Source organism: Paenibacillus sp. MMO-58 (assembly GCF_037146255.1).
In the GTDB taxonomy this organism is placed as follows: domain Bacteria; phylum Bacillota; class Bacilli; order Paenibacillales; family Paenibacillaceae; genus Pristimantibacillus.
On the sequence record NZ_JBBCVY010000008.1, the window covers coordinates 12,507 to 34,301 of the forward strand.

At 42.7% G+C, this 21,795-nt stretch carries 24 protein-coding genes; 4 read left to right on the plus strand and 20 right to left on the minus strand.

The window, feature by feature from the left end:
• Window positions 1–369: 369 nt before the first annotated feature.
• The 12 genes from WFJ73_RS21970 to WFJ73_RS22025 form a co-directional block, all read right to left on the minus strand.
• Window positions 370–1,116, minus strand: a complete 747-nt coding sequence (locus WFJ73_RS21970) for a stalk domain-containing protein (protein ID WP_336775094.1) — start codon at window positions 1,114–1,116, stop codon at window positions 370–372.
• A gap of 127 nt (window positions 1,117–1,243) precedes the next feature.
• The gene (locus tag WFJ73_RS21975) at window positions 1,244–1,450 is read right to left on the minus strand and encodes a hypothetical protein (protein ID WP_336775095.1); all 207 of its coding nucleotides are present in this window, start codon (window positions 1,448–1,450) and stop codon (window positions 1,244–1,246) included.
• 20 nt (window positions 1,451–1,470) lie between these two features.
• Window positions 1,471–2,199 (minus strand): DUF4352 domain-containing protein, encoded by a 729-nt coding sequence (locus tag WFJ73_RS21980; protein WP_336775096.1) that lies wholly within the window; start codon window positions 2,197–2,199, stop codon window positions 1,471–1,473.
• Between the two features lie 517 nt (window positions 2,200–2,716).
• The gene (locus WFJ73_RS21985; RefSeq protein ID WP_336775097.1) at window positions 2,717–3,670 is read right to left on the minus strand and encodes a hypothetical protein; all 954 of its coding nucleotides are present in this window, start codon (window positions 3,668–3,670) and stop codon (window positions 2,717–2,719) included.
• Between the two features lie 151 nt (window positions 3,671–3,821).
• A complete protein-coding gene (locus WFJ73_RS21990; RefSeq protein ID WP_336775098.1) occupies window positions 3,822–5,000 on the minus strand; it encodes a DNA polymerase III subunit beta in 1,179 nt (392 codons plus the stop codon).
• 330 nt (window positions 5,001–5,330) lie between these two features.
• Window positions 5,331–6,506, minus strand: coding sequence for a glycosyl hydrolase family 28-related protein (locus WFJ73_RS21995; RefSeq protein WP_336775099.1), 1,176 nt, complete (start codon window positions 6,504–6,506; stop codon window positions 5,331–5,333).
• Window positions 6,507–6,722: 216 nt separating this feature from the next.
• The gene (locus tag WFJ73_RS22000; protein ID WP_336775100.1) at window positions 6,723–7,523 is read right to left on the minus strand and encodes a hypothetical protein; all 801 of its coding nucleotides are present in this window, start codon (window positions 7,521–7,523) and stop codon (window positions 6,723–6,725) included.
• A 113-nt stretch (window positions 7,524–7,636) separates the two neighbouring features.
• The gene (locus WFJ73_RS22005; RefSeq protein WP_336775101.1) at window positions 7,637–8,134 is read right to left on the minus strand and encodes a hypothetical protein; all 498 of its coding nucleotides are present in this window, start codon (window positions 8,132–8,134) and stop codon (window positions 7,637–7,639) included.
• A gap of 123 nt (window positions 8,135–8,257) precedes the next feature.
• Window positions 8,258–8,734, minus strand: coding sequence for a hypothetical protein (locus WFJ73_RS22010; RefSeq protein WP_336775102.1), 477 nt, complete (start codon window positions 8,732–8,734; stop codon window positions 8,258–8,260).
• Window positions 8,735–9,070: 336 nt separating this feature from the next.
• On the minus strand, window positions 9,071–9,580 hold the full coding sequence (gene ssb / locus WFJ73_RS22015; RefSeq protein ID WP_336775103.1) for a single-stranded DNA-binding protein: 510 nt from the start codon (window positions 9,578–9,580) through the stop codon (window positions 9,071–9,073).
• A 159-nt stretch (window positions 9,581–9,739) separates the two neighbouring features.
• The gene (locus WFJ73_RS22020) at window positions 9,740–10,990 is read right to left on the minus strand and encodes a hypothetical protein (RefSeq protein WP_336775104.1); all 1,251 of its coding nucleotides are present in this window, start codon (window positions 10,988–10,990) and stop codon (window positions 9,740–9,742) included.
• Window positions 10,991–11,004: 14 nt separating this feature from the next.
• Window positions 11,005–12,027, minus strand: coding sequence for a hypothetical protein (locus tag WFJ73_RS22025; protein ID WP_336775105.1), 1,023 nt, complete (start codon window positions 12,025–12,027; stop codon window positions 11,005–11,007).
• Window positions 12,028–12,845: 818 nt separating this feature from the next.
• On the opposite strand from WFJ73_RS22025, the gene WFJ73_RS22030 reads away from it, so the two are divergent.
• Window positions 12,846–13,850 carry a DnaA N-terminal domain-containing protein gene (locus WFJ73_RS22030; RefSeq protein ID WP_336775106.1) on the plus strand — a complete coding sequence of 335 codons (1,005 nt, stop codon included), beginning with the start codon at window positions 12,846–12,848 and terminating at the stop codon, window positions 13,848–13,850.
• 219 nt (window positions 13,851–14,069) lie between these two features.
• Here the strand turns inward: WFJ73_RS22030 and WFJ73_RS22035 are convergent, their stop codons facing one another.
• Window positions 14,070–14,762 carry a nuclease-related domain-containing protein gene (locus WFJ73_RS22035; RefSeq protein ID WP_336775107.1) on the minus strand — a complete coding sequence of 231 codons (693 nt, stop codon included), beginning with the start codon at window positions 14,760–14,762 and terminating at the stop codon, window positions 14,070–14,072.
• Between the two features lie 211 nt (window positions 14,763–14,973).
• Between WFJ73_RS22035 and tnpA the strand changes: the two genes are divergently transcribed.
• From tnpA to tnpC, 3 genes are all read left to right on the plus strand, one after another.
• On the plus strand, window positions 14,974–15,105 hold the full coding sequence (gene tnpA, locus WFJ73_RS22040; RefSeq protein ID WP_336775108.1) for an IS66 family insertion sequence element accessory protein TnpA: 132 nt from the start codon (window positions 14,974–14,976) through the stop codon (window positions 15,103–15,105).
• A 222-nt stretch (window positions 15,106–15,327) separates the two neighbouring features.
• Window positions 15,328–15,660, plus strand: coding sequence for an IS66 family insertion sequence element accessory protein TnpB (tnpB, locus tag WFJ73_RS22045; protein WP_336775109.1), 333 nt, complete (start codon window positions 15,328–15,330; stop codon window positions 15,658–15,660).
• A gap of 104 nt (window positions 15,661–15,764) precedes the next feature.
• Window positions 15,765–16,919, plus strand: a complete 1,155-nt coding sequence (gene tnpC / locus WFJ73_RS22050) for an IS66 family transposase (protein WP_442955986.1) — start codon at window positions 15,765–15,767, stop codon at window positions 16,917–16,919.
• Window positions 16,920–17,124: 205 nt separating this feature from the next.
• Here tnpC and WFJ73_RS22055 read toward each other — a convergent pair whose 3' ends face one another.
• From WFJ73_RS22055 to WFJ73_RS22085, 7 genes are all read right to left on the minus strand, one after another.
• Complete coding sequence (locus tag WFJ73_RS22055) at window positions 17,125–17,928, minus strand: stalk domain-containing protein (protein ID WP_336775110.1); 804 nt, start codon at window positions 17,926–17,928, stop codon at window positions 17,125–17,127.
• Window positions 17,929–17,979: 51 nt separating this feature from the next.
• Window positions 17,980–18,372 carry a type II toxin-antitoxin system death-on-curing family toxin gene (locus WFJ73_RS22060; protein ID WP_336775111.1) on the minus strand — a complete coding sequence of 131 codons (393 nt, stop codon included), beginning with the start codon at window positions 18,370–18,372 and terminating at the stop codon, window positions 17,980–17,982.
• On the minus strand, window positions 18,373–18,495 hold the full coding sequence (locus tag WFJ73_RS22065) for a hypothetical protein (RefSeq protein WP_336775112.1): 123 nt from the start codon (window positions 18,493–18,495) through the stop codon (window positions 18,373–18,375). It lies immediately after the preceding gene.
• A 411-nt stretch (window positions 18,496–18,906) separates the two neighbouring features.
• Window positions 18,907–19,326, minus strand: a complete 420-nt coding sequence (locus WFJ73_RS22070) for a hypothetical protein (protein WP_336775113.1) — start codon at window positions 19,324–19,326, stop codon at window positions 18,907–18,909.
• Between the two features lie 551 nt (window positions 19,327–19,877).
• On the minus strand, window positions 19,878–20,033 hold the full coding sequence (locus tag WFJ73_RS22075; protein ID WP_336775114.1) for an aspartyl-phosphate phosphatase Spo0E family protein: 156 nt from the start codon (window positions 20,031–20,033) through the stop codon (window positions 19,878–19,880).
• A 26-nt stretch (window positions 20,034–20,059) separates the two neighbouring features.
• The gene (locus tag WFJ73_RS22080) at window positions 20,060–20,587 is read right to left on the minus strand and encodes an LPD1 domain-containing protein (RefSeq protein ID WP_336775115.1); all 528 of its coding nucleotides are present in this window, start codon (window positions 20,585–20,587) and stop codon (window positions 20,060–20,062) included.
• A complete protein-coding gene (locus WFJ73_RS22085; protein WP_336775116.1) occupies window positions 20,584–21,786 on the minus strand; it encodes a hypothetical protein in 1,203 nt (400 codons plus the stop codon). Before WFJ73_RS22085 ends, WFJ73_RS22080 begins: the two co-directional genes overlap by 4 nt.
• Between the last annotated feature and the right edge of the window lie 9 nt (window positions 21,787–21,795).

Sequence of the window (21,795 nt, forward strand, 5' to 3'; positions counted from 1 at the left end):
TTTCTTGAGCCTGTGTCATATCCCGCAAGCGGGCCCGTTCTCTGCCTAAATTTGAGAGGCAGAGATCATGAAAAAGATAAAATCAGAATAGGACAATTATACCATGCCAATGTATTTGGTGAGAAGTAATTATCTCCCATCTGGATAAACTGGTTTCAATCGTGGTTTTCTGATGATTACAATTAGAACGGGGACTACCATTACCGGGTAGTTTTAAGTATGACCCCTGCATGTTAAGCATTAAGTAAACACCCCAGTCCCCATGTTTCGTTATACCTGGTTAATGATCTTACAATTCGTATCGGTCATCTTTAACCTGCTAGAAATAAAAAATAACCGAGAACACGAATGTCCTCGGCGTTAATGGGGCTATTGTGATAGAACGAGATTTTTGTATTTCGGATATTCTGTCAAAATAATATTTAGTCCATCATATGTCGCGTCTGAACCTTTACCCGAAGCATCTAAGTATTTATTGAATGCTGTATTAGATTTGTTGGTGCTGTAATAGCTGTCGAGATAATCTAACGCTTCTTTATAGTAATCTATAGCATCGAAGTAATGATTTAATACTGTATTCGCTTTATCGAGAGAAATTCCATGCGAGTTTAAATCATTTTCCTTACTGTCTATATACTCAATCTCGCTATTGTACATATTAATGTACCCGTTCAAGTATGTGTAAGTCTTATCTAATTGCGTTCTATCGTTATTCATATTTATTCCAGTAAAAGCTAAGCTTAACATATTATTAAAGTCAACAAAATTATCGCCTAGATCGGAGAGTTGCTTATAAATATCGGCCATTATAAAGTATGCTTTTAGTTGGTCAGTATCGGCATTACCCGAAGTAATAGTAGACTTTTTAACGTCAACTGTATTTGTCTCAGAATTCCACGAGTAATTAACTCCGGCTTCTTTAAGCATGTAAATTGGGACCATTGTACGGTTATTGAAACTTATTGCCGGCGCATCAGTTGCCTTGACGGTCTTCCCGTTCACCGTTAAACGTATAATGTCGTAACCCTTGTACTTACCCCATGCAGCTCCTGCACTAGCCACACCTGCGGCCGCCACCATTAATGCGACAGACAGTATTGCAATTTTCTTTTTCATTCGCTACTCATCCCTTTACTATTTTAAATGGTTCTATCTCATAATCATTTTAACGTTAATTTTACAGAAATGTATATAAAAGTATGAAAGATAAAACCGAGAACACGAATGTCCTCGGCCATAAAGTTTATTTTCCTAAGATGATTGGGTCGTCTGTTCCTTGCTTATCATAAGCATCCAACATCCGGTCATACATTTCTGTTTTCTTATTAGCTTCATCAATTTCTGTTTGAAGCTGATCGATTCTAGCTTTTCTCTTATCGCTTTCCGACTGACAAGCAGTAGCCATAAATACGATTGAGACGCATGTAAATAGTACGATTAGCCGTTTCATGGTGCGGTGCCCCTTTATATCTATTTCAATGCTATTTGATCTTGCTCAGTACCCCAAAAACCAGTTTGAACGTTGAGGAGAAGATCCGGAGAGTCAACTTTGTCTGCAGGAATATCGAATGCTACATTACCTTTAAACTCAACGCCCGGATTAATGGATTGCAGGAACATCATATGGTCGGCCGAGTTAACGTATAGATCGGCTTCCCCATCGGCTTTATATTCAACATCACCGATTTTCAGTTTAAAGAACGACGAGTCAGTCGTGATAGCTTTCTTATCCATGTTCTTAATACTAACTTCAAGGATAAGGAACCTGCCCGACGCTTCCTTTGTTAAAAAGTCGTCGCCGATTTTGTTGGAGCTGCTTTTCTTTAATACTGTGAACACCACGTCTCCGACCTGCAGAGGAGTACCGATTCCAGGTATAGGCTCAGGCGTTTTCTCAGGCTTCTTAGTTGGCTCAGCCTTTGCAGGTTCTTCTTTCGCAGGTTCTTTAGTTGGCTCCGCTGTATCATCGGACTTAGCTTCAACAGCAGGCTTGTCCTCGACAGCAGCCGTCGTTGCCGTATTATCTGATGTGTCAGTGTTAATCATGGCGATAATCATAATAACAAAACAGATAAGACTACATAACAAGCTCCTCTTAACAGTGAGTTTTGACGAAATCTTTCGTCTGAGAGGAGGGATAATCGCTGTCAAAATGAAGAAGACAATCCCCAGTATTGATAGTAAACCGATAAATGCCATGAACTAATACACTCCCCAATATTTGTATGTCTAGCAGGACTATTTTAATATGAAAATAGCCCCATGCCAATATGTTACTTCAAATCTAACAATTACCTTTAGATGATGATACGTAGCTACTCCTTAAAGATAAGCGCTGACATTACTGCATAACCCAATTGAATTTGAAGACCGGGATCGGGATATACAGAAGGTGGGTTAACTAAGCTTGTTACTTACTAATGGTGAATTCATCAAATATCGATTCTTCCAAAACTACTCGACAATAAATAAGCCAATACCAATAAGAAAAGACCCGCCAATTAGCAGCGGGTCTTTTCTTATTGGTTCTTCTCATAGAAGAATGCTTCCCAAAGTTAAATGCATTGATTGGATTAATGATTGCCATCAGGAATGCCGCAACAGTAAATACGGACTATACGATTTGCGATCTGTTTGCACTCTGGAACTGACAGACCAATTCGAGTATGCTTGTCCGGCTTCCAATTCGAATACCGTCTTCGGTTGAAATGCCATCTTATTTGTCTTCCTCAGCTTTGTATTCATCCACTAGTTGCCACTGTAACTGGGTTGGATTGCCATTACCAGAGATCGGCTTATAAATCGTGATTTCTAGTGAATCACGTTCACCATACGGGTAACCAATTGCAACCTCTGTATCCCAGAAGATCAAGCCTCGGTTATTCTCCATACCCTTGCCGATTCCGAAAAAGCTATCCCTGTACCCCAAATACTTCAAATCAGATTTAACCAGTCGCTCGCCAGATTTCACCTTATCGACTATTGCTTGTAGGTGCAGTTTCTTGCTAATGTAGCAATCTTCGCAGGTAGTACCTCGAAGATATATCTTGTCGCATCCGGGGAACATCTTATTAGTGCAATGTTCGCAATAGCTAACCTCCCCAGCATCCATATACTCTAGTGTGCGAAGCTGTTGATCAGTAGCCGCGAACATCCGGTTGAGCTGATTGATGAACTTTTCCTTGCCATCCTCTCTGATAACGCGGCCGCAGCTCCAGCTCTCGAACTTTATGCCTCCCCGGATAACAAGCCATTCATCACCACTATCAACCTGCTGGATAAAGCACATGTTCTTATAGTAGAACGCCTGCCCTTGGCACCAGTTACCACTCTCAAGTTTAGAGATCAGGTAATCCAAGGATTTGCATTCACTGAACGAGTTGTAGGTGAACGTAGGATCATTCGCCCGGACTATCCACGGATTCTTCATCCCAATCTCCAGCCAAATTTCCAGATTGGATACGTCCGTCATACCCAGCTCTTTCACAATCACTAGGTTGGAATAGAAGGAACCAAACTGGTTTACACCCCCGTCAGTAATGTATTTTTCCATTCTCCGCAACTGGGATTCGGTCATTTCCTCTTGGTAAGGGAACACCTTGCCATCGTAGTTGTAGTTGTATGTCACCTCAAACATAGGTTGTGGAGCCGGCACTTGATTTGATTTCATACTTATTTCCTCCTGGCACTCAGTGGCTGGTTCGGCAACGTTTGGCCACCCGACACCACTTTACCGATTTGTCGATATTCTTCATCTGGTACAATCATAAATTTGGAGTAGTAGCTGCACTAGCCACTACTCCGATATGAAATCATTCCAATTATCTGACCTGGTTCACCACTACGCAGACACTCTGGTCACCGTCAAATTCGATATACCCTGGATAAGTAACCCCCATAACACGCAAGGTAGCCGTTTTGACTTCCCGGTCACCTACAAGGAGCGCTTCCTTCAAATAGCGGGCGTTAAATTTGATCGTTGGAAACCCTTCGTCCACTTTGGCATCCGGGAATCCCTCACAAATCTCGCCTTTCTGCGAACGTGAATGGATCGTAAATTCACTGTCCTCATTCACTTCCAGCGTTACGCGATTGTTGTCTACGCCATCAAGGGATAGCATTCGATTGAGCGTATCATCCAACTCTCCTCGGGAAACTGTTACTGCTGGACCTTCATCCTTCTTGACAAAGAATTTACTAAGTTCAGGATAAGTACCATCGAGCATCCGTCCAAAATAAATGACGTTTTGATCTCGAAGGACTACATGACTGGTCTGCTGATCTATCGCAAGATCTACTTTCTCCGATTTCAACGAGTCAACAATGCTTTTAAACCGCACCGCGGGTATCATGGCATTGTGAAAACGAGCAGGATCATCGATTTTGACCTTCGAGATATGTCGGTATACTCGATGACTATCGGTTCCCATAAATGCCAATTGACCTTGATCACTGTATATAAAAACAGCAGTTAATGTCGGCCTTTTGTCGTCCGTAGATGCGAAGCGAGAAGCAAGCGCTCCTTTTCTAAGCGTCTCTATCGGCGTAGATACAAATTGGACTTCCGCGGGTTTAGGCAGCGCAGGATACTCTTCCGCACTCAGGACGACCAGTTGGGCTTTACCGCGACTACCGTAGGTAATCTCCACCATATTATCGTTCTGATTGAAGGTAATTTCACCTGCAGGCATTTTCTTCACAAGATCTATGCCTTCTTTCGCCGGCAGCAAGTAACTACCGTTTACGCCACCTACATTGTTGATTTTAAGAAATTGAAGCGCAGATTGCTCCACGTCCATCGCTGTAACAAACAAAGTATCCTTTTGAATATCGAGTTTAATGCAAGACAGAAGCGGGATCGAAGCAACGCGAGGAACAATCTTTGCACAGAACAACAGTGCATCGAGCAATGTATCTTTCTCGATCTGAAAAGATGTCTTCCCTTTTGCCTGGCTCCCACCCTTATTCTCATTAATTTCTCTCACCTTAGTTGCTACCATTGTCAATTTCCTCCTTGTTTTTGGGCACAAAAAAAGGCCATGAAGACAAAAAAAACATACCTCAGGTATGTTCCTAAAAATCTTCATGGCAAATATGCCTCTAATATGATAGTTGTCCGGTTAAGGACATGCTCCTTCACACGCCGAATAAGTAGCGGCGGTGACAATTAAAAGTGGTACATAATGCCTTTATTATACAGGTCCATACTTTGACGAGCAATAGGAATCATAAAAGAGCTATTGTGTTGTCTGATTATGTTTGGGTTCCCAGCTCAAACACTCAAGACTACATGAATACGCTCCACCGCCGTTTGTCGCCAATCCCTTGTGTTAGTTGACTATCTTGCCATTACCGCCTGTGTCAGGTGCCTTCAGAATACCTTCCCCTTGTTCAAAGTAGAACGGTCGACCCAGAATTACCTGTGAATGGGCATCGACCACCTCGATGCCAGGGAAGCGATGTTCCTTCTGAGTAAAATTCCAATCCTGAATCCAGATATTCGAGAGGTGTATCACACAGTGGTTGTTCACACGTATGGCATTCGTGGGGAAGTGAGTAAGCCTAATGTTGGTGGCTTGTACACGAGCCGAAAGCGCTGTGAGGGCAATGCCGACGATATCTTCTTTGTCGCCCTGTGCGTTCAAGTTAACGATTTGCCCTGTGGTATCCAACCCATTGACCTCGATCGCCTTGCCGCAAAAGTCCAGATCGGCATTCACAATCATAAACTTGCTCGTCGGCCCGCTATCATCTTTTCCCCCATTTCTGTACTGGAATAAGAACCCATGGCCGTACCCCAACGCGAAGATATTTGAGAAGTGAGGGTTATCATTCCGACCGGACCGTATTGCGACACCGTGTTGTTTCTGGTACTCCCTGGCGTATAAACCCTCCGTTTTCCTTTTGTCGCCGAGTGCATCGGTCCAGAATGGCCAAAGGTGGACGTTGTTGACCTTGATCACGTCATGTGCATTATCTATGTAAATGCCCTCCTGCAATGGTTGTCCCCAGATACGGTTGAGCGAAACCCGACCGATTACACCAGAGGGATGATTGACCAGGATGCCGCGAGTGGCGTTGTACAGGTGAATGCCGTCGAGAGTCACGTCAGTTCCCCATACGTGGATAGCGTGTTGGAAGTTTCTTGGCTCCCACCCATTCCTCAATGGGTTTGATCGTTCTTGATCATACACAAAAGCAACATCCCTGATGGTCGCACCCGAAGCTTTGACAGTGAAGGCCGAAAAACCCTCATCCTCCACACGAATCCAAGTCCCTGGGTTCCGTTGGCCTTCAACCCAGTGAGCCGGCCAACCAGCGCCAACGATCTGAACCTGTTCAGTGACAGTAATTCCTGCTTGCAGTAAGTAGGTCCCCGGTGGTAACCACACCACCCCCCCACCGTTTGCGGCTGCCGCGTTGATTGCAGCCTGTATTGCAACATGATCGGGTTGTTGGCCGTCGCCCTTCGCGTCATAGTCTCTAACATCATACCAGCCGTTCATCTGTCTCTCCTCGCTTCGAATCTTATTGCACAATTGTGTTTACCGATAATAGTATTTCATTAACAAAATACAATATGCATCCCTAAATGCTGACGCAGAGAAGTGACTTCTATTGCGTACGGCTTCCACTTTCTCAAGAGTTCTTCTGCATATTGGGGAGTAATTAATAGTTTAAAAAAAGCCACTCCTTATAGGAATGGCTTTGATTGATTGAAATTAATAAATAGCTTCTACCAAACTATAGTCTGGTCCGTGATTACCCTCGATCTCATAGGCAAGCAGCTCTTGAATATATGCCTGACCATCCTGATGCCGCAATACCGCTTTAAAGGTAATGCTCTCAAATGGCTTATAATCTTTGATCGTAAGCCACTCATCACCAGCATTAACTTGATTAATAAAGCACAGGTTTTTATAAACAAATGCTTGTCCTAAAGACCAATTCCCTCGCTGGAATTTTTCGATTAATTGCTCCATTGTCTCACAAACGACAAAGCTTTCACGATTAAAGAAAGGATCTTCTGCTGCTCGTATCCATGGGTTCAGATAGCCGCTAAGTAGCCAGATATCAAGCATCTTGTTCTGTCCGCACTGATCGCAGTATACATCCCCGTTCGAACGGTTCAGGTAACAAGACTGCCCCGCTGCTAATGTGTGTTCACATTTACAAGTACGGCTAATCGCAAAGCCCTGTTCCAGCCAAACTAACCGGCCGGGTAGGTCAATAAATTCCGAACGCAGCTGTTTCTCAAACCACAACCAAATCGCAAAACGATTGGTCCCTTTAAGCCAGAAGAAGAACGGTTCAGTAATCTCTTCCTGGTCGTTATATGGGATTGTTTCAAAGAAACGCCACAGCTTCTTTAACTGCACAGTATCCAAAGAAACAAGCTGTGCTCGAGAAGGATATTGTTCGAGTATGACCTTAGCGCGACATTCGCATCTATAGTCCTTTTTTACCTTATTCAACTCCACATAACCTTTACCACAACCACAGAAATATAATCCGATTTCCATATCAATCGTCTCCTTATCAGCCCCCACGATACATGGAGGGGCTGTTTCTTTCCCTCCATGTAGGGTACTGATACACGTAAACGTTGAACTCTTCCTATCATTAAATAGCAGGTTTAGCCCCTGGTGCTCTCTTTATTAGCGAGTAATAACTGCTCAAAGACTTGAACAAGTATCCTCGAGGCCGTCAGTCCATCACTCATACGATTATCATGCAATCGTCCACACTCGACACAATGAACATTCCCACTACTCGAATGTATATAGCATGGCTCACCAGCTTGTATCACTTGTCCACACGCACAAAAACGGCTTGTAATCATACCTTTTTCTTTGAAAGAGAAAGCGCTGGCACGATTGATTACACTACGCAGCTGATCTTCAAACCATGCCAGAATCTTTATCCGCTTCGTCGCAGACGGCCAAATGTGGAAGGTTTTCATGATCTCACCTTTCTTGTTACAAGGTAAACTAAGGAATACTAGCCATTCTGCATTTAACTGAACTACCTGCAGCGCTTTTAATTGCTCAAGCGTCAAAGGTTTTTTAGCTGGAGAAAGTGTGGCTGGTTTTGTATCGTAATCGTTATGATGTAATGTCATCGCTAATGTCATTCGGATCGTCTCCTTATCAGCCCCTCTTACATGGAGGGTGCTGCTTTTCTCCCTCCATGCTAGGGCACTACTATGGACACTAACCATCTTCATATCATTTGAGCAGCCTATTTGCTCAAGTCATTACGGCTGCCAAACTAACTCATCATATACTTCAGAAAGTAGTGAAGCAGCAAATAATCCACGATAAATGCGTTCATCCATCATGGACCTATAGCCACAAGATTGACAATAGACCGCGCTGCTTATTCGATTACAATAGCATGGCATCTCTGCTGCAATCACCTGACCGCACTCACATATCCGACTATTAGTAATCCCTTTTTCTTTGAAGTCAAGTTTATCGGATCCGCCGGTCAATAAATCAAGCAATCGTTTCTCGAACCATAACATAACCTCAAAACGCTTTGTCGCCGGCTGCCAAATGTGGAACCTCTTTTGAAGTTCATTTCTAGTATTCGAAGGAATCAATAAAAAACGATCCCATTCAACTTTTAGCTTTTGCACATGTAGCGATTCGAGCTCCGTTAAGGTCAATTCAATCTCGAGCGTACGATCTACCTTAACAGTATCCGTACAATTGTCCTGTTCTGTTAGCATTTCAATATATGTTCTCCTTCACCAGCCCCTGTTGCGATGGAGGGGCAGTTTCTTATCCCTCCATGCAGGGGTGTTAACGGATATAAATTCGATTACATTTACGTGCCCGCGCCATCTCTATTAGTTGAATCAGTCCAGCGGGCAGCTTAGATAAATCCTGCCCCGCTTCCGGCAACAGAATCACAAACCCATCACCCTTACTATAAACCGGTAAGATCGATCGGTCATGCTGACTTAGCCAGCTTTGCGTCTCTTGCGGAAGTATCTCTGTTGGAAATTCGAACCACCGTGAAATGCGCTTCACGCCCTTTCTATTGGATCACCATCAACAAAATCTCAGAATGGTAGATCATCTTCGGAGATATCGATAGGTCTTCCATCATTCGCAAAAGGATCATAGTGGTTATTAGCGCTACTACGAGATTGACCTGCAGCACTTCCACCATTTCCACCAAATGAATTACCAGCATTGTTATTGCTGCTTCTATTGTTCCCGCTCTCCTCGCGCAGCTGGGCACTAGGTTCACGATTCGATTCCAAGAAGCGTACATTATCGGCAATGACCTCCGTCACATATACCCTTTTACCCTCGTTATTTTCATAGTTACGAACTTGAATTCGCCCCTCAACTGCAGTTAAACGGCCTTTGCGCAAATAATTCGCACAGGTCTCAGCCAGCTGCCGCCAAACCACAACCGGTATAAAATCGGCTTCACGTTCTCCTTGCCCACTAGTAAATGGGCGATCGACTGCTAGCGAAAATTGGCAAACTGCCACACCAGCGGGAGTATATTTCAAATCCGGGTCTCTAGTTAATCTGCCTATCAATATAGTACGATTCAACATTCGAATTCCTCCAATAATATGTGATTTATTATTCCCATTTTCACTAAAGTTCAAACAACAATCCCTTTAGTAGCAAGGGATTGTCGTAACCCCTTTTAGCTATATCCAAATTAATTGAATTGCATATTAATCTATTATTTAATGTTATTAATTATTTCTTTATACCATTTGAGCCAACATGGGAACAAAACCGTTGTCTAGCAAATCATCGATTCCCTTACCATCTGCTAGATTCCACATCGCAAGACTGATCGACATATCCGTTTTCTCAGCAAAGAAATTCGCACATTGCTCTAACGCCATCTGCACCTCAGGGGTATGAATGACATCCGCATCATAAGCCAACACAACATGCTCACATCCAAGTTGCTTAAGCGGCTCCAGTAGTAAAGAAAAGGAGCCTACACCTGGGATGCCGAAACAAGGTTTTTGAAGACCATCCGCGGTTTTATCCGCTTTAAGCGGGCCTTCCGTTACCCATACTTCTTTGCAGTCAATAATCGTATTCGCCGATTCACCTTTCGCCCAATCCCCTAGTATCTGATGTGGCAATGCCAAATGTACAGGAAGAGGTCCACCGATAGACGAGCCATTTAGCTTATCTCCGCTGCTCCACCACCAATACTTATTCCCCTGTTTCAGCTCAATACTAAAAATAAATTGCCCCGACGAACTCGAGTAACTCTCTTTTTTGTCATTCTGAATAAGAGTGACTTGTAATGTCTTATCTCCAACATGAATCTCGCACCTGGCACGACGCTTACCATTCTCGGGAGCTAGCTCTTCAAGAATTTCCCCTTTGATATGCCCCTTCATATGAAGTTCGAGCATGGGTTTATCTACTCGTATCTGCCAACCTGTTATCTCGTTTGTCACCGAGCGATAGGGGATCATCAGACCTTGCGCACCAGACATCGTCCAGTAAGGTCCATATTGACCTTCTACACAGTAAAAACCTGGTACACCAAGCAGATCACTTTGATCATTTAAGCGACGAATAACCGATTTCGCTATTTTGTATCGTTCCTGCGTTGGCATCGTTCGATATCCTCGCGACCGTATCGCATCCATATCCATTTTCCGATCATGCCGCAAATGTGCAGCATGATCGGGAGATAGGGAAATCTCACTCGCTAAGGCACGATAAACGCGATCAAGCTGATAATTCGGCTTCTTATCTACCGACTGGCTCAACTCAATCTCAATTTTCGTCTTTGGAACGGCATTAGGATCAAGATAATGCTTGAATTGTCTTCCGATTGCGGTATCAATAAATTCATCGGAAGGTACACGCATGCAGTGTACGATCGTTTGCTCACGATTGATCGCGCACCATCCGCTATGGCCGCAAATCGGACATTGCGATCTGATCTCAAACCAATTCTCATTCTTTGTCCTTCTTAGCTTCATGGTCATTCTCCTATCTAAGATGCGTGGTAATTTATCTCTACTTTCATTTTTTCTTCGACAATACGCAGCTGGGCAAGTTCAAGTGAATTAAACTTCCCATTCCAGGATTGTAATCCAATCCAAGACATAACAAGGGATTGCAAGTAGGTAGAATTAAGTCCTTTGGTCATATCCATAAGTCGGCTGACCAAGACATTTTTCTCCTGCATGGAATTGCGTCCATCGCTGTTATACTGCTGCCCTTGACCAGCATCTGATTGTGAACGAAGATTGCCTTGTCCAATAGGAGGAGCAACTTGCTTATTTCCTTGCTGCTGCCTGCTATTCGTTTGTCCTGCTTCCGATACCGGATCACTGTTATGATCTGTTTTCTGAAGGTGAGTTGGCTTATTTTCATCTCCATTACCATTTAACTGATCAACTGCTTTTTGTCGAGAAATCCCGGTATATGTGTCTTCATAAGAAGATAATCCGGAACCTATATTGCCATAACCACCATGGGACAAAGCACGGCCGACAGCACTGGTAGAGGCATTTTCAACCGGATTTGAAGCATCAACACCTGAACCTCCAAAACCAATCATCGACCGCTCCTTTGTCTTAAATGGTTGACCCATTTTATTAAGACCCTCAAATACGCATGTCATGACCCACACTGATCCAATTTGTTCTGCATACGTATCCAGCAAATAACCTTTGTCAAACTTTTTGTGTGTGTCAATCATTTCAGTAATTCTGCCTTCAACATCAACATAGGGACGAAAAGTTTCAACATAGGTTTTGCCGTGATAGGAATGTAGACCTTTCTCCTTGTGTGCGGCAGACAGCCTATATTCGCAATCAAATATTTTTTCTTTTTGGGATAGCAGCCTGATATGTTTGTGATATTCCGCCGGCACTCTGCTATAAACCGACTCTATGTGCTTATGTGCTAACATTCTCTTTTCAAGTGCCGTGTTCAACAAAAACTGCTCGAGACCTCCCGCCAAGAATTCTCTTTCACCAGTTTGTTGTTGTTGACTACGGTTGTTGCTCATTTGCGCATTCCTCCATTTTCTTTAATATGAATTACCCTGGCTTCTTGCAAGAATTGCGATCATGTCTCCATGATCTTTTCTTGCTTCAAATCGCACAAAAAAGGCGCATTCGATAGAATGCGCCTCCTGGAATGAACGCAAAAAAAGACATAGCTATAGCGCTTGTCTTTAAAAGTGTTCATTCATGTACTTCATCAGTTTCATACTGCTTGGTCTTCGCTGAAATAACAGCAGCGAAGAATATAAATAATACTCGATAATGTTTGTATTATAGCACTCTTTCTTACAAATGGTAAAGAGTTGATAGGGTTAAAAGCCCTAGCCTCAACAAAAAGCCCCGGGGCTGGATCAACCAGTTCCGGGGCTTTTTGCGCGTGCTACGCTATATAATTAAAATCATTGTAACACAGCCTGTTGTCCCGTACAAGGAACTTCTTCCGCGTAAATCTGACAAAATACTACTTTACCGTATTAAGGAGAAGTGCTATATTTTAAGTGCGTGCAGTTGGGTATAGTCTGACGATTCATTAAAAAATCGTCGAGATTCATACTCTTATTTTTGCACACATAAATGATTTGTGTGTTTTTTTGTTATTACGTTTTGTCTCTAAACCACATACACAAGAAAAAAAGCCCCTACCAGGTCACCATTCTTTGTCCTTCGGCCCGCCAGCGTTCAGACAATGAATGAATCAGGAGTAGAGACTTTATTCACCAATGATTCTATGCCCTTATTGTAGCATAGCAATTTTGAAAAATAAAGTATCTATTCTCTCTTGAGTATTGCCTTTTTTTGGGGTCAACAAGGGAGTTTTTTTATGGAAAAAAAGAAGAATTTGAAGGGTGGTACCTCCGAGCTCATTTACTACCGCAGCCGGCCCACTGGAAATAAAATAGCACGTTCTAAAAAAGTTGGTGACAAGGATGTCCCCTACTACGAAGATGAAGTTGAGCAGATCATCTTTAAAGAGGACGATGTTCAGAAATTCTCTCTCGACAAGCATGGTCAAAACATTCCTTATGTTGATGGCCATCTGACGATTATTAATAATTACATGTTTGACTACTGGAGTCATTTCCTCTCTGCTGAGGGGATCGCTTTATTTGGTCACTTGAAGCGCTATTGCTACGGTGAAAAGGACTACTGTTGGCCAAATCTCGAACTAATCTCACTTAAGATGAACAAGAGTCGAAACACGGTCAAAAAGTTCCTCGCAATTCTGGAGACCTATGGCTTTGTCTATCAATTCCAAGTGAAAAACAAATCGAACTACAACAATAATGAAAGTGCTTTGTTTAAAGTACGAAAGAAGGTCCCGTTCCTCTCTCAGGCTTTGTATGAGCAGCTGCCCCCAATACTACAAGCTGATCATGACCGCTATCTCCAGCAGCTAGTCGATACATGTGAACGTGACGATCTTGAGCTTGATTTCGATGTAGATTATAACGAACTGTACTCGGACCTTATTGAAAAAGGTGATGTTCAGGCTATAAAAAATAAGCCGAAACAAATGTCCCTCTTTGAAATAGAGAAGCAGCAACTGATACATAAGCAGCTCGTTTTAAAAGAACAAACCGAAGAAGATATACAGGTTTGGGCAACCTGCTTAAGAAGCTTAGAAGAAAAACTATCCAAGCCGACTTATGATACTTGGTTTAAGAATACATTTGCAATTAAGCGCGGGACAATATATACGATCTATACGCCAAGCGACTTTGTTACAAACTGGCTGAAGGATCGCTACCTATCCGTTATTGGAGATGTACTTCGTAACATTGATCCAACAATGACAAATATTATCATTGAAACTCTTCAAACTTAGGAGCCGTTAGGCTCCTTTTCTTCATTTGAAGGACATCCCGGTCCCGGTCAATGTATTGAATCATTAGGGTTTCAAATTCGCAAAACCGTCAGGCTCTAAAAAATAAGTATTAGTATGAGCCTAAAAAAGGAACAGCAGCAGCCATGGACGAAAAAATAAAGTCCTAAACTGCTGCTGTTTCATTAAACACTTTTCGCGGGATCTCAATTAATCCTTCGTTTATTCCTTTTTTATCTTAGCTACATGCTCTAATCTAAGCGCAGGATCAGTAATATTGGAACTTTGAATGATTTCGTATATATTTTGAACTTCAGCATCGGTTAACAATGCCTTATCTGAAGTAGCCTTAATCCTATTTACCTTACGATTAATAAACTCTGATAATTCTGTATCATAGACAATTAACTCGTTGGATTCAATCTTCCTCAGTTCAGGATCAATACTAAATCGACATCGCATAGTAAATGAGACCATTGAGATATATAGTAAATCAGGTTGTTCAGTTAGCACACGCTCAAGTGCTTTAATATGTCCAAAGTTTTGTTTTAAAGGATTGAACATATTGAATCTATTATTTACCCTCCAATTCTTATCCGACCGGCCTCCTTTAATTTCTCCGTTGTAGTTCTTGGTTTCAATTACAAATAATCCGTATGGTGATACGATTATATGGTCAATTTGAGAGAAGCCTGTACGAGATTTGGGGTTTTTAATCATAATATCACTTAGGTATTTTGTATCCTTTGGAAGTTGGTCCAGTTGTATATTAATTTTATGTTCACCAAGTTCTCCAATTCGAGAGGAATTAATAGTTCGTTTCATAGGTGCATTCTGTATTGAGGATTTTCTAGAAGTCTTTTTGTTGTCCTTCGCATTGGATGATTTGAACCACAATATTAAATTCTTAAACATTTCGTATATTCTCCTCTGTATTCGATTCGCTTATTATTCCAAAACTTTAAGCCTAATTACTTCTTCGGAATATGTGTTTTTTGTTGTTAGTTAATATTCCTAATCAACTTACTGGACATAAAGAAGCAGCGGAAGCGTCAAACTCTCCCCGCCTTCTACCGATCAGCCAGCTATGAGATCATGAGTTTAACCTGAGTATGGAGGATAACTCATGAATGCTAGAGAACAACGCAGACAAGATTGGCAAGCACGTATCGCAGCTTATCGGGCAATTGACCTCACAATGAAAGCTTGGTGCAACGCAAATCAATGCTCTGTCGAACAATTGAAATATTGGCTGTAAAAAATAAAACGTGGTTCATCCCAGACTACTCCGGACCTAAAGACGTCTCCCATCCAATTTGTACCTCTTGCTACTGTTGATCCCAGCGTTTCTTCTGATCCTTCTCTAATTCTTCATATCGGTGAGATCCGTGTTGAGCTTCATTCCGGCTTTGACCCGAAGCTTCTGCGCGAAGTGATTCATGTGCTTACTTCATCATGCTGACATTTTCGAGCAATCAGCGTGCGTGTGTTTCTTGCCTATGGTTCTACCGATCTGCGCAAATCGATCGACGGACTTGCTGCCATCGTCCAGGAAAGCTTCGGTTTGGATCCCTTTTCTTCCGGCTTGTTCGTATTCTGTAACCGGGCATTCAACAAACTCAAAATTCTTTACTGGAATTATAATGGATTCTGGCTTTATTATCGCCGCCTGGAACGGGGCAGATTTCAATGGCCTACTGGCGGCTATTTCAAGCAGGGAGCTCCGCTGGCTGCTGGATGGTCTTTCACTCAGCCAACGGCAAGCTCATCCCAAGGTCAATGCCGTTTCCGTCATTTAGTCACATCTTTGTAATCATTTTGCCATAGGCACTTACAGGTATTAGGTGTTTCTTATCTAATGAGTAAAGTATGTAAAAACATGCAGATACACCAACCATTGAATCTTTACAACAACAAATTTTTGAACTATCGGCCAAGCTCAAATGGTACGAAGAGCAGTTCCGCTTAGCGCAGAAAAAGCGGTTTGGTGCTTCCAGTGAGCAGACGCATCCGGATCAATTAGAGCTCTCATTGTTCTATGAAGCCGAAATGCTTGCACCTCCTGTTGGTGAACAACCGCGGTCTGAAGAGATTACCTACGAGCGTCGCAAGTCATCCGGCAAGCGAACAGAGGATCTCTCCAAGCTTCCAGTAGAAACCATTACCTATTCACTGGAGGAAGGCGAGCAAGTATGTACGTGCTGCGGTGGTTCTCTTCACGAGATGAGTACAGAGACGCGCAATGAAATTGCCGTTGTACCGCCACAAGTGAAGGTCATTCGTCACGTACGGAATGTGTATGCGTGTCGCCACTGTGATCGTGAAGATATTCAGACTCCCATCGTAACAGCAGCAATGCCTAAACCTGTTTATCCGGGAAGTTTGGCATCACCGTCCAGCATGGCTTACGTCATGAGCCAGAAATACGTCGACAGTCTGCCGTTATACCGGCAAGAGGTGACTCTTGTGGGATGCTGGGCACATGCGAGGCGCAAATATGACGAAGCGCTGAAAGTTGCTCCGCCAACGACGAGAGGGAACAAGAATTCAGTAGCTAATCAAGGACTGGCTTACTGTAATACGCTATTCCAAATGGAGCGCGAGCTCAATGATGCTTCGTCAGAAGAGCGATATGCCGAGCGAAAGAAGCGAAGCCTTTCCATCCTAGAGGATTATTCGGTGTGGCTCAAGCAACAGCGCTCTCAATCCTTGCCGAAGAGTCTGGCTGGACAAGCGATTACTTACAGCTTGAACCAGTGGGAGAAATTGACCTCATTTCTGAAGGATGGCCGGATCGAGATCGATAACAACCGAAGTGAGCGATCTATCAAGCCATTCGTGATCGGGAGAAAAAACTGGTTATTCGCGAATACGCCTCGCGGCGCGAAGGCTAGTGCGACGATCTACAGCGTCATCGAGACGGCGAAGGAAAACGGACTTCGTCCGTTCCAATATCTAAAGTACCTGTTCGAGCAGCTTCCACAGCTTCCGGATCCACAAAATCCAGAGGCACTCGAGCCTTTTTTGCCATGGTCATCTTCGCTTCCGATTACTTGTCGTGTTATGGAGTAGGCATGATCTACGCTTACGTACGAAAAAAACCGGCACAATAATGTGCCGGATTGAAACCGATGGAAGTTGGATCTTTGGTTACGTTCGCGGGTAGCCATTTCGATTGCTGCAGCGGCGCCAATGCCGGTACCAGCACCTGTAATCAATACAGTTTTAGATTCAAATTTTCTCAGAACACCTTGATTAGGGGCTTTTTGTTATTACATTATTCTTGAGTTGTTGGAAGTGGAATAATCACACCTCCATATGATAAGGCATCCCATTCTTCACCGGATCGAGTAGAGAAAGATACGACTGCCTTGTAGCTTGAATTGGGTTGAATTTCCTTGTTATATTGATAAAGTTCTTGTTCAAAAGCGATATCCAAAGCTTCTTCTTCTTCGATGGAAGAGCCTATTTTTTTAGCTTTCCAACTTACTTTATTCGTATAAGTATCAGTTCTATCGTTAAATATTATCACTCGGTAAACGTCTTGAATGGATTTGTCTTGTTCCATCTTTGCAGATACGCCAACACGAATACCACCCATACTATAATGGACAATATTGTACGTAACGCCATCAATGACTTGAATACCCAACTTCGTAGATTTATTCAGATTAATGACGCCATTTTTGTAGGTGACATCGTACCCTGCCGATTGTCCAACAAAACGCAATGGAACCATCAAGTTGCCATTAATGGTTTTTGGCTTCACCTCCAGCGTGGCATTCTTATCGTTAACAGTAGCAGCGAAACTGCCGACTGTCATTTTGATGCTAATGTTTTCGGAAGTGCCAGTAATAACTTTGGTTTTCGAATCATAAGAAACTTTAAAGCCAAGCTTTTCGAAGATTGGTCGGAATTGTACAAGCGTTATGCCAGCTTGAACGATAGGCTCAACTGCGAAATTCATTTTTTGTCCATCAAGGTAAACCATCGGTGCTGTTGTTTTTGCTTCAACGTTCTTGGTGTTCATGCCAACGAATAGCAGACTGAATACAAGAAACATTGTAATAAGTTTTTTCATACTATTTCTCCTTTATGATAGCATCCATTAGGAGCTGCACTGCAGCTCCTTTTAATATGTAGGAATGCAATTGCGTTCCAGATAATCAGATAAGGCTTCTTCATATATTCGATCTTCAGCAATAGCGATCGTTACTTCAAAGAGCTCGTCGGGATCTGCATCTAGCTCGTAGCCATTAAGATCAAGGAAAGTCATCGTTGTGATCAAAGCAGTACGCTTATTGCAATCATTAAACACATGCCCTTTAATGAGGCCGCGCATGAGTACAGCTGCTTTAAAAAATAATCCAGGATACATTTCCTCTCCGAAAAGCTCCGTAAAGGGCTTATACGCAAGAAGGTCTAAGTATCCTGGATCCTTTGTTCCCGGTATGCCTATACCGCTGATTTCAAGTTCATTATCATGAATCTCCTGAATCTGTTCGGCTGTCAATCGAATCAGCATTTAATTCTTCGCCAGCCTATCAAGAGTCTTCCGGAACTTGTTGGACATTTTCTCGGCCGACTTCATCACGTTTTTGTTGTTAGTAGTAGTGGTAGTTTGTTTTTCAATTTTGTTAACTGCCATATCCTTATCCCTCTCTTTCAAATCTATCACCCCCAGTTAGCAATCATTGTGCCCAATGGATCACTACTTAAACGGGGGATGGAATATTTCACCTTACATATTAAATATACTATATACCATGGTAAATTGATAGATTGATATTTTACTTAGCTAGGATTGCTGCCATATCCTCTAGTAGATTGGGTCATTTCATTAGCAGCTTTCATCTCCTCGGCTGTCATCGCTCCAAGACGATCTTTTTTTACATGGCGACGAACCGGCTTTTTTCCTTTACGAAGCAGCCGATCGTTTGACCGGCTGCATGGTATCTTAATTCAACGTTCTCCTATCAGAAGTAGAGGATTCTTATCAGATAGAAATGCAAACCATATATAACAAAAAAGAAGCCGCATAAATACGACCTCGTTTTTGTTATATCGGATAGTCAAGATGAACTTTCTTCATAACCTTCCACAAGAGGGAAACCAGATCATCACCTTCTTCGGACTGCATTAACTCAGATCCTTCCAAGATCACCAGCCATCCACCCTTGAAAGACCGGACTTCCAACCGGCAATGCTGTCGAATAATGTCCATCATGGCGGTTGATGAGAAAAGTGGCACTGCGTTACCGTAATAATCGATTATTTCTTCATTTTCGTTCCGGACTTTCCAAAAACCCTCCGCCTCATCGTAAACTTCCTCAGTGATGTAATGAACTTTATCAGGTGCGTCTTTCATAAAGAAAAACTCTCCTGCAGATGCATCATGAAACTCAGTTATTTTCTCGATCAGTTCGGGCTCAGTAGACAACACTTCTTCAATTGAAATACGGTCACGAGGTGCTTTCACTCATATCTCCTCCTCGTTATCATGATTCTGCAAATGGACAAGTATTCCTGCTTTTCTGATAACTGATGAATTCCAAAGCAAACTCCATTGCCTTCTTCCATTTATAAATATACAGCTTACAAACCCCATGCTAGATCATAACTTATACCAGCTCCTCAATTTTTGATATGTATATATCTCAAAAATTGACACCCCTATCTCAAAATTTGAGGAGCGAAATATTTTTCGCCTCTCAAATTTTGAGGGGCGAGATTCTACGCTCCTCAAAATTTGACCCCTCTATGTCAAAATTTGAGGGATGATATCAATTCTCAAATTTTGAGCCACCCTATCTCAAAATCTGACCCCCCTCCCTCAGATATTGAGATCAAATAAATACAATGTATTAAGCACTTATTTTTAAGAAATACAATTAATCATCATCATCGAAAAACGAGTCAGAATCTTTATTTCACTCATTCAAGAAAAATGCTGCTCTTGGGATCCACCATATAGGGAATGAAAATATAAAAAGCCACTCCTCTTTGGGAGTGGCTCATAATAAAGTTTTATTACTGCTGAATATGATGATATTTATTGAGAAGCTTATCTAGCTCCTGAGATATCTTCAGAACAATTTTTGAAGAGATCCCATGGCTAACACTGGCCTTATTCATTTCATCCCGCTTCCGTTCAATATCATGTCTGATCCGAGCTTTCTTATCCATGCCATGCCCTCCATTCATTTCGCAAACTATTTCCCTTTCCATAGCTGCTCATCCTGGAGAATTCCGGAATTGAGCAATCGTGTCCACCATATGCTAAACGCAGCATTAATGGTCTCGCGCTCTTTGCCGATTGGATAAGGACCGCCATATTGTGTGCCGCTGACCAAATACGAATTGGTCATTCCACGCTCAGCAAGCTCGTCTTCTATCCATGATTCAAACGCACGGGCAAATAGTTCATGCTTGCGGTACCAATAGGCACCACGAGATACTGCATCGAGATAATATTGGCTATTATCTGTTGGAACATAAAATGAAGTAGGAATCTCCCTGCCTTCTTCTTTCAATCGATGACAAAATGCAAAACCTATTTCATCCCATTGCTTAGGCTTAATGCGGTAATTACCTTTTATAGCTGCAAGTGCAGGAGAAATATCTCCATCATTGCGGCTTAAATACTGGTAAATCGAACTTCGATACCTCCCCTTTACATCTGGCAATACTTCTGGGACATCAACACGCCTTTTTCCGTTTCCTTCTATGATGGTTTTCATAAGTTCTTCAAAAGCACTTCGAACGACATAAGGCAATTCCATCCCGGAGGAATCATCGGATAAGGCAGCCTGCTTACCATTAGTAAAACCATGAGATAAAGAATACAGGTTGAAGTCAAGCGCATGTGCCCATTCATGGCAAAGTGCCCCACCTCCACGATACTTCGTGAGGTTGATGACATAAAAGGCTCAAAATGTGCGGATGCAGCCCCTGATCCCCGGGCTCCGTAGGCAATACCGAGCCGTCCGTGAAAACCGATCACTTGCCGCGGGATAGAGAGAATGTCTGCTAAGTCTGCATGTGCATTACCGCTGCAGAGTACGTGATACCTCCCGGAATGATCATTAACATAATTTCCGAATTGAGCTCCTCGATACCCGTAATGCTCGAGCAAATCGTCGGGTTTACTTACTCCCGATGGTTGCTGAGATAGACGGATCACTTCCTCCGGTACCATACGTTCCCAGCGTGCTTTATTCGATTCTCTTTTCACTGCAGCTGCAGAAGATCGAGACTTCGGATCTGCCCAAGTCCAATCCTTTCCTTCTTCAAGTTTGAAAGCTTTCTCAAAGAGTTCAGTAGAACCGGATTTTTTCTTGCTCCAATTGAAAAAGAGATTTACAAAGCGATCGCCAAGGGACACCCAATAGCGATAATTTATAAGATCCTTATCTTTCTCAAGCTGCAGTGGATAGCCAGAGTAGTACCCTTTCTTCACAACTACTTTCAGCTTTTCGAATGCCTCACGAAAAAGGTCTTCACTGATTGTCTTTGCGAATATCTCTTGTAAAGCATTAATGGCTTGTACGTAATCCTCCCGCTTCTGATGCGAATCTTCGGGTCGCTGGGCAACTCTATCCCAAACTAACTTAATTGCATAAGCAGCTTCAGATGAGAATCCATTCTCTCGGAGTTGATCAGCAATAATTTTACCAACCAGGTTATCTTTGCTTATCTCTTCAAAGGCTTGTTTATGATCGGATTTAAGCATGTCATACCATTCCGGTGTAAACTTCGTCAGCGCCGCCAAATGCTTTCGTGCACCCCGCAACTCCTCTCCAACATCATAGGCATAGGACCTGCCTGTCGGAGCCACAATGGGAGCTTCCTGGTTGAACCACCCTGCAAGGGCCGGCTGCCCTCCATTTTGCTGATCTTCAAATGAAAAATCAAATAAAGAATATTCATGCTCACTCATCTTCGAATT

Bases quoted from the DNA above. Each gene is read 5' to 3' on its own strand.
- WFJ73_RS22000 (WP_336775100.1), bottom strand. From the start codon at position 7,523: ATGGAAATCGGATTATATTTCTGTGGTTGTGGTAAAGGTTATGTGGAG.
- ssb (WP_336775103.1), bottom strand. From the start codon at position 9,580: ATGTTGAATCGTACTATATTGATAGGCAGATTAACTAGAGACCCGGAT.
- WFJ73_RS22020 (WP_336775104.1), bottom strand. From the start codon at position 10,990: ATGAAGCTAAGAAGGACAAAGAATGAGAATTGGTTTGAGATCAGATCG.
- WFJ73_RS22055 (WP_336775110.1), bottom strand. From the start codon at position 17,928: ATGAAAAAACTTATTACAATGTTTCTTGTATTCAGTCTGCTATTCGTT.
- WFJ73_RS21975 (WP_336775095.1), bottom strand. From the start codon at position 1,450: ATGAAACGGCTAATCGTACTATTTACATGCGTCTCAATCGTATTTATG.
- WFJ73_RS22085 (WP_336775116.1), bottom strand. From the start codon at position 21,786: ATGAGTGAGCATGAATATTCTTTATTTGATTTTTCATTTGAAGATCAG.
- WFJ73_RS22075 (WP_336775114.1), bottom strand. From the start codon at position 20,033: ATGGATAAGAAAGCTCGGATCAGACATGATATTGAACGGAAGCGGGAT.
- WFJ73_RS22065 (WP_336775112.1), bottom strand. From the start codon at position 18,495: ATGGCAGTTAACAAAATTGAAAAACAAACTACCACTACTACTAACAAC.
- WFJ73_RS22030 (WP_336775106.1), top strand. From the start codon at position 12,846: ATGGAAAAAAAGAAGAATTTGAAGGGTGGTACCTCCGAGCTCATTTAC.
- WFJ73_RS21970 (WP_336775094.1), bottom strand. From the start codon at position 1,116: ATGAAAAAGAAAATTGCAATACTGTCTGTCGCATTAATGGTGGCGGCC.
- WFJ73_RS22010 (WP_336775102.1), bottom strand. From the start codon at position 8,734: ATGCTAACAGAACAGGACAATTGTACGGATACTGTTAAGGTAGATCGT.
- WFJ73_RS22005 (WP_336775101.1), bottom strand. From the start codon at position 8,134: ATGACATTAGCGATGACATTACATCATAACGATTACGATACAAAACCA.
- WFJ73_RS21980 (WP_336775096.1), bottom strand. From the start codon at position 2,199: ATGGCATTTATCGGTTTACTATCAATACTGGGGATTGTCTTCTTCATT.
- WFJ73_RS21985 (WP_336775097.1), bottom strand. From the start codon at position 3,670: ATGAAATCAAATCAAGTGCCGGCTCCACAACCTATGTTTGAGGTGACA.
- tnpA (WP_336775108.1), top strand. From the start codon at position 14,974: ATGAATGCTAGAGAACAACGCAGACAAGATTGGCAAGCACGTATCGCA.
- WFJ73_RS22080 (WP_336775115.1), bottom strand. From the start codon at position 20,587: ATGAAAACCATCATAGAAGGAAACGGAAAAAGGCGTGTTGATGTCCCA.
- WFJ73_RS21990 (WP_336775098.1), bottom strand. From the start codon at position 5,000: ATGGTAGCAACTAAGGTGAGAGAAATTAATGAGAATAAGGGTGGGAGC.
- WFJ73_RS22035 (WP_336775107.1), bottom strand. From the start codon at position 14,762: ATGTTTAAGAATTTAATATTGTGGTTCAAATCATCCAATGCGAAGGAC.
- WFJ73_RS21995 (WP_336775099.1), bottom strand. From the start codon at position 6,506: ATGAACGGCTGGTATGATGTTAGAGACTATGACGCGAAGGGCGACGGC.
- WFJ73_RS22060 (WP_336775111.1), bottom strand. From the start codon at position 18,372: ATGCTGATTCGATTGACAGCCGAACAGATTCAGGAGATTCATGATAAT.
- WFJ73_RS22025 (WP_336775105.1), bottom strand. From the start codon at position 12,027: ATGAGCAACAACCGTAGTCAACAACAACAAACTGGTGAAAGAGAATTC.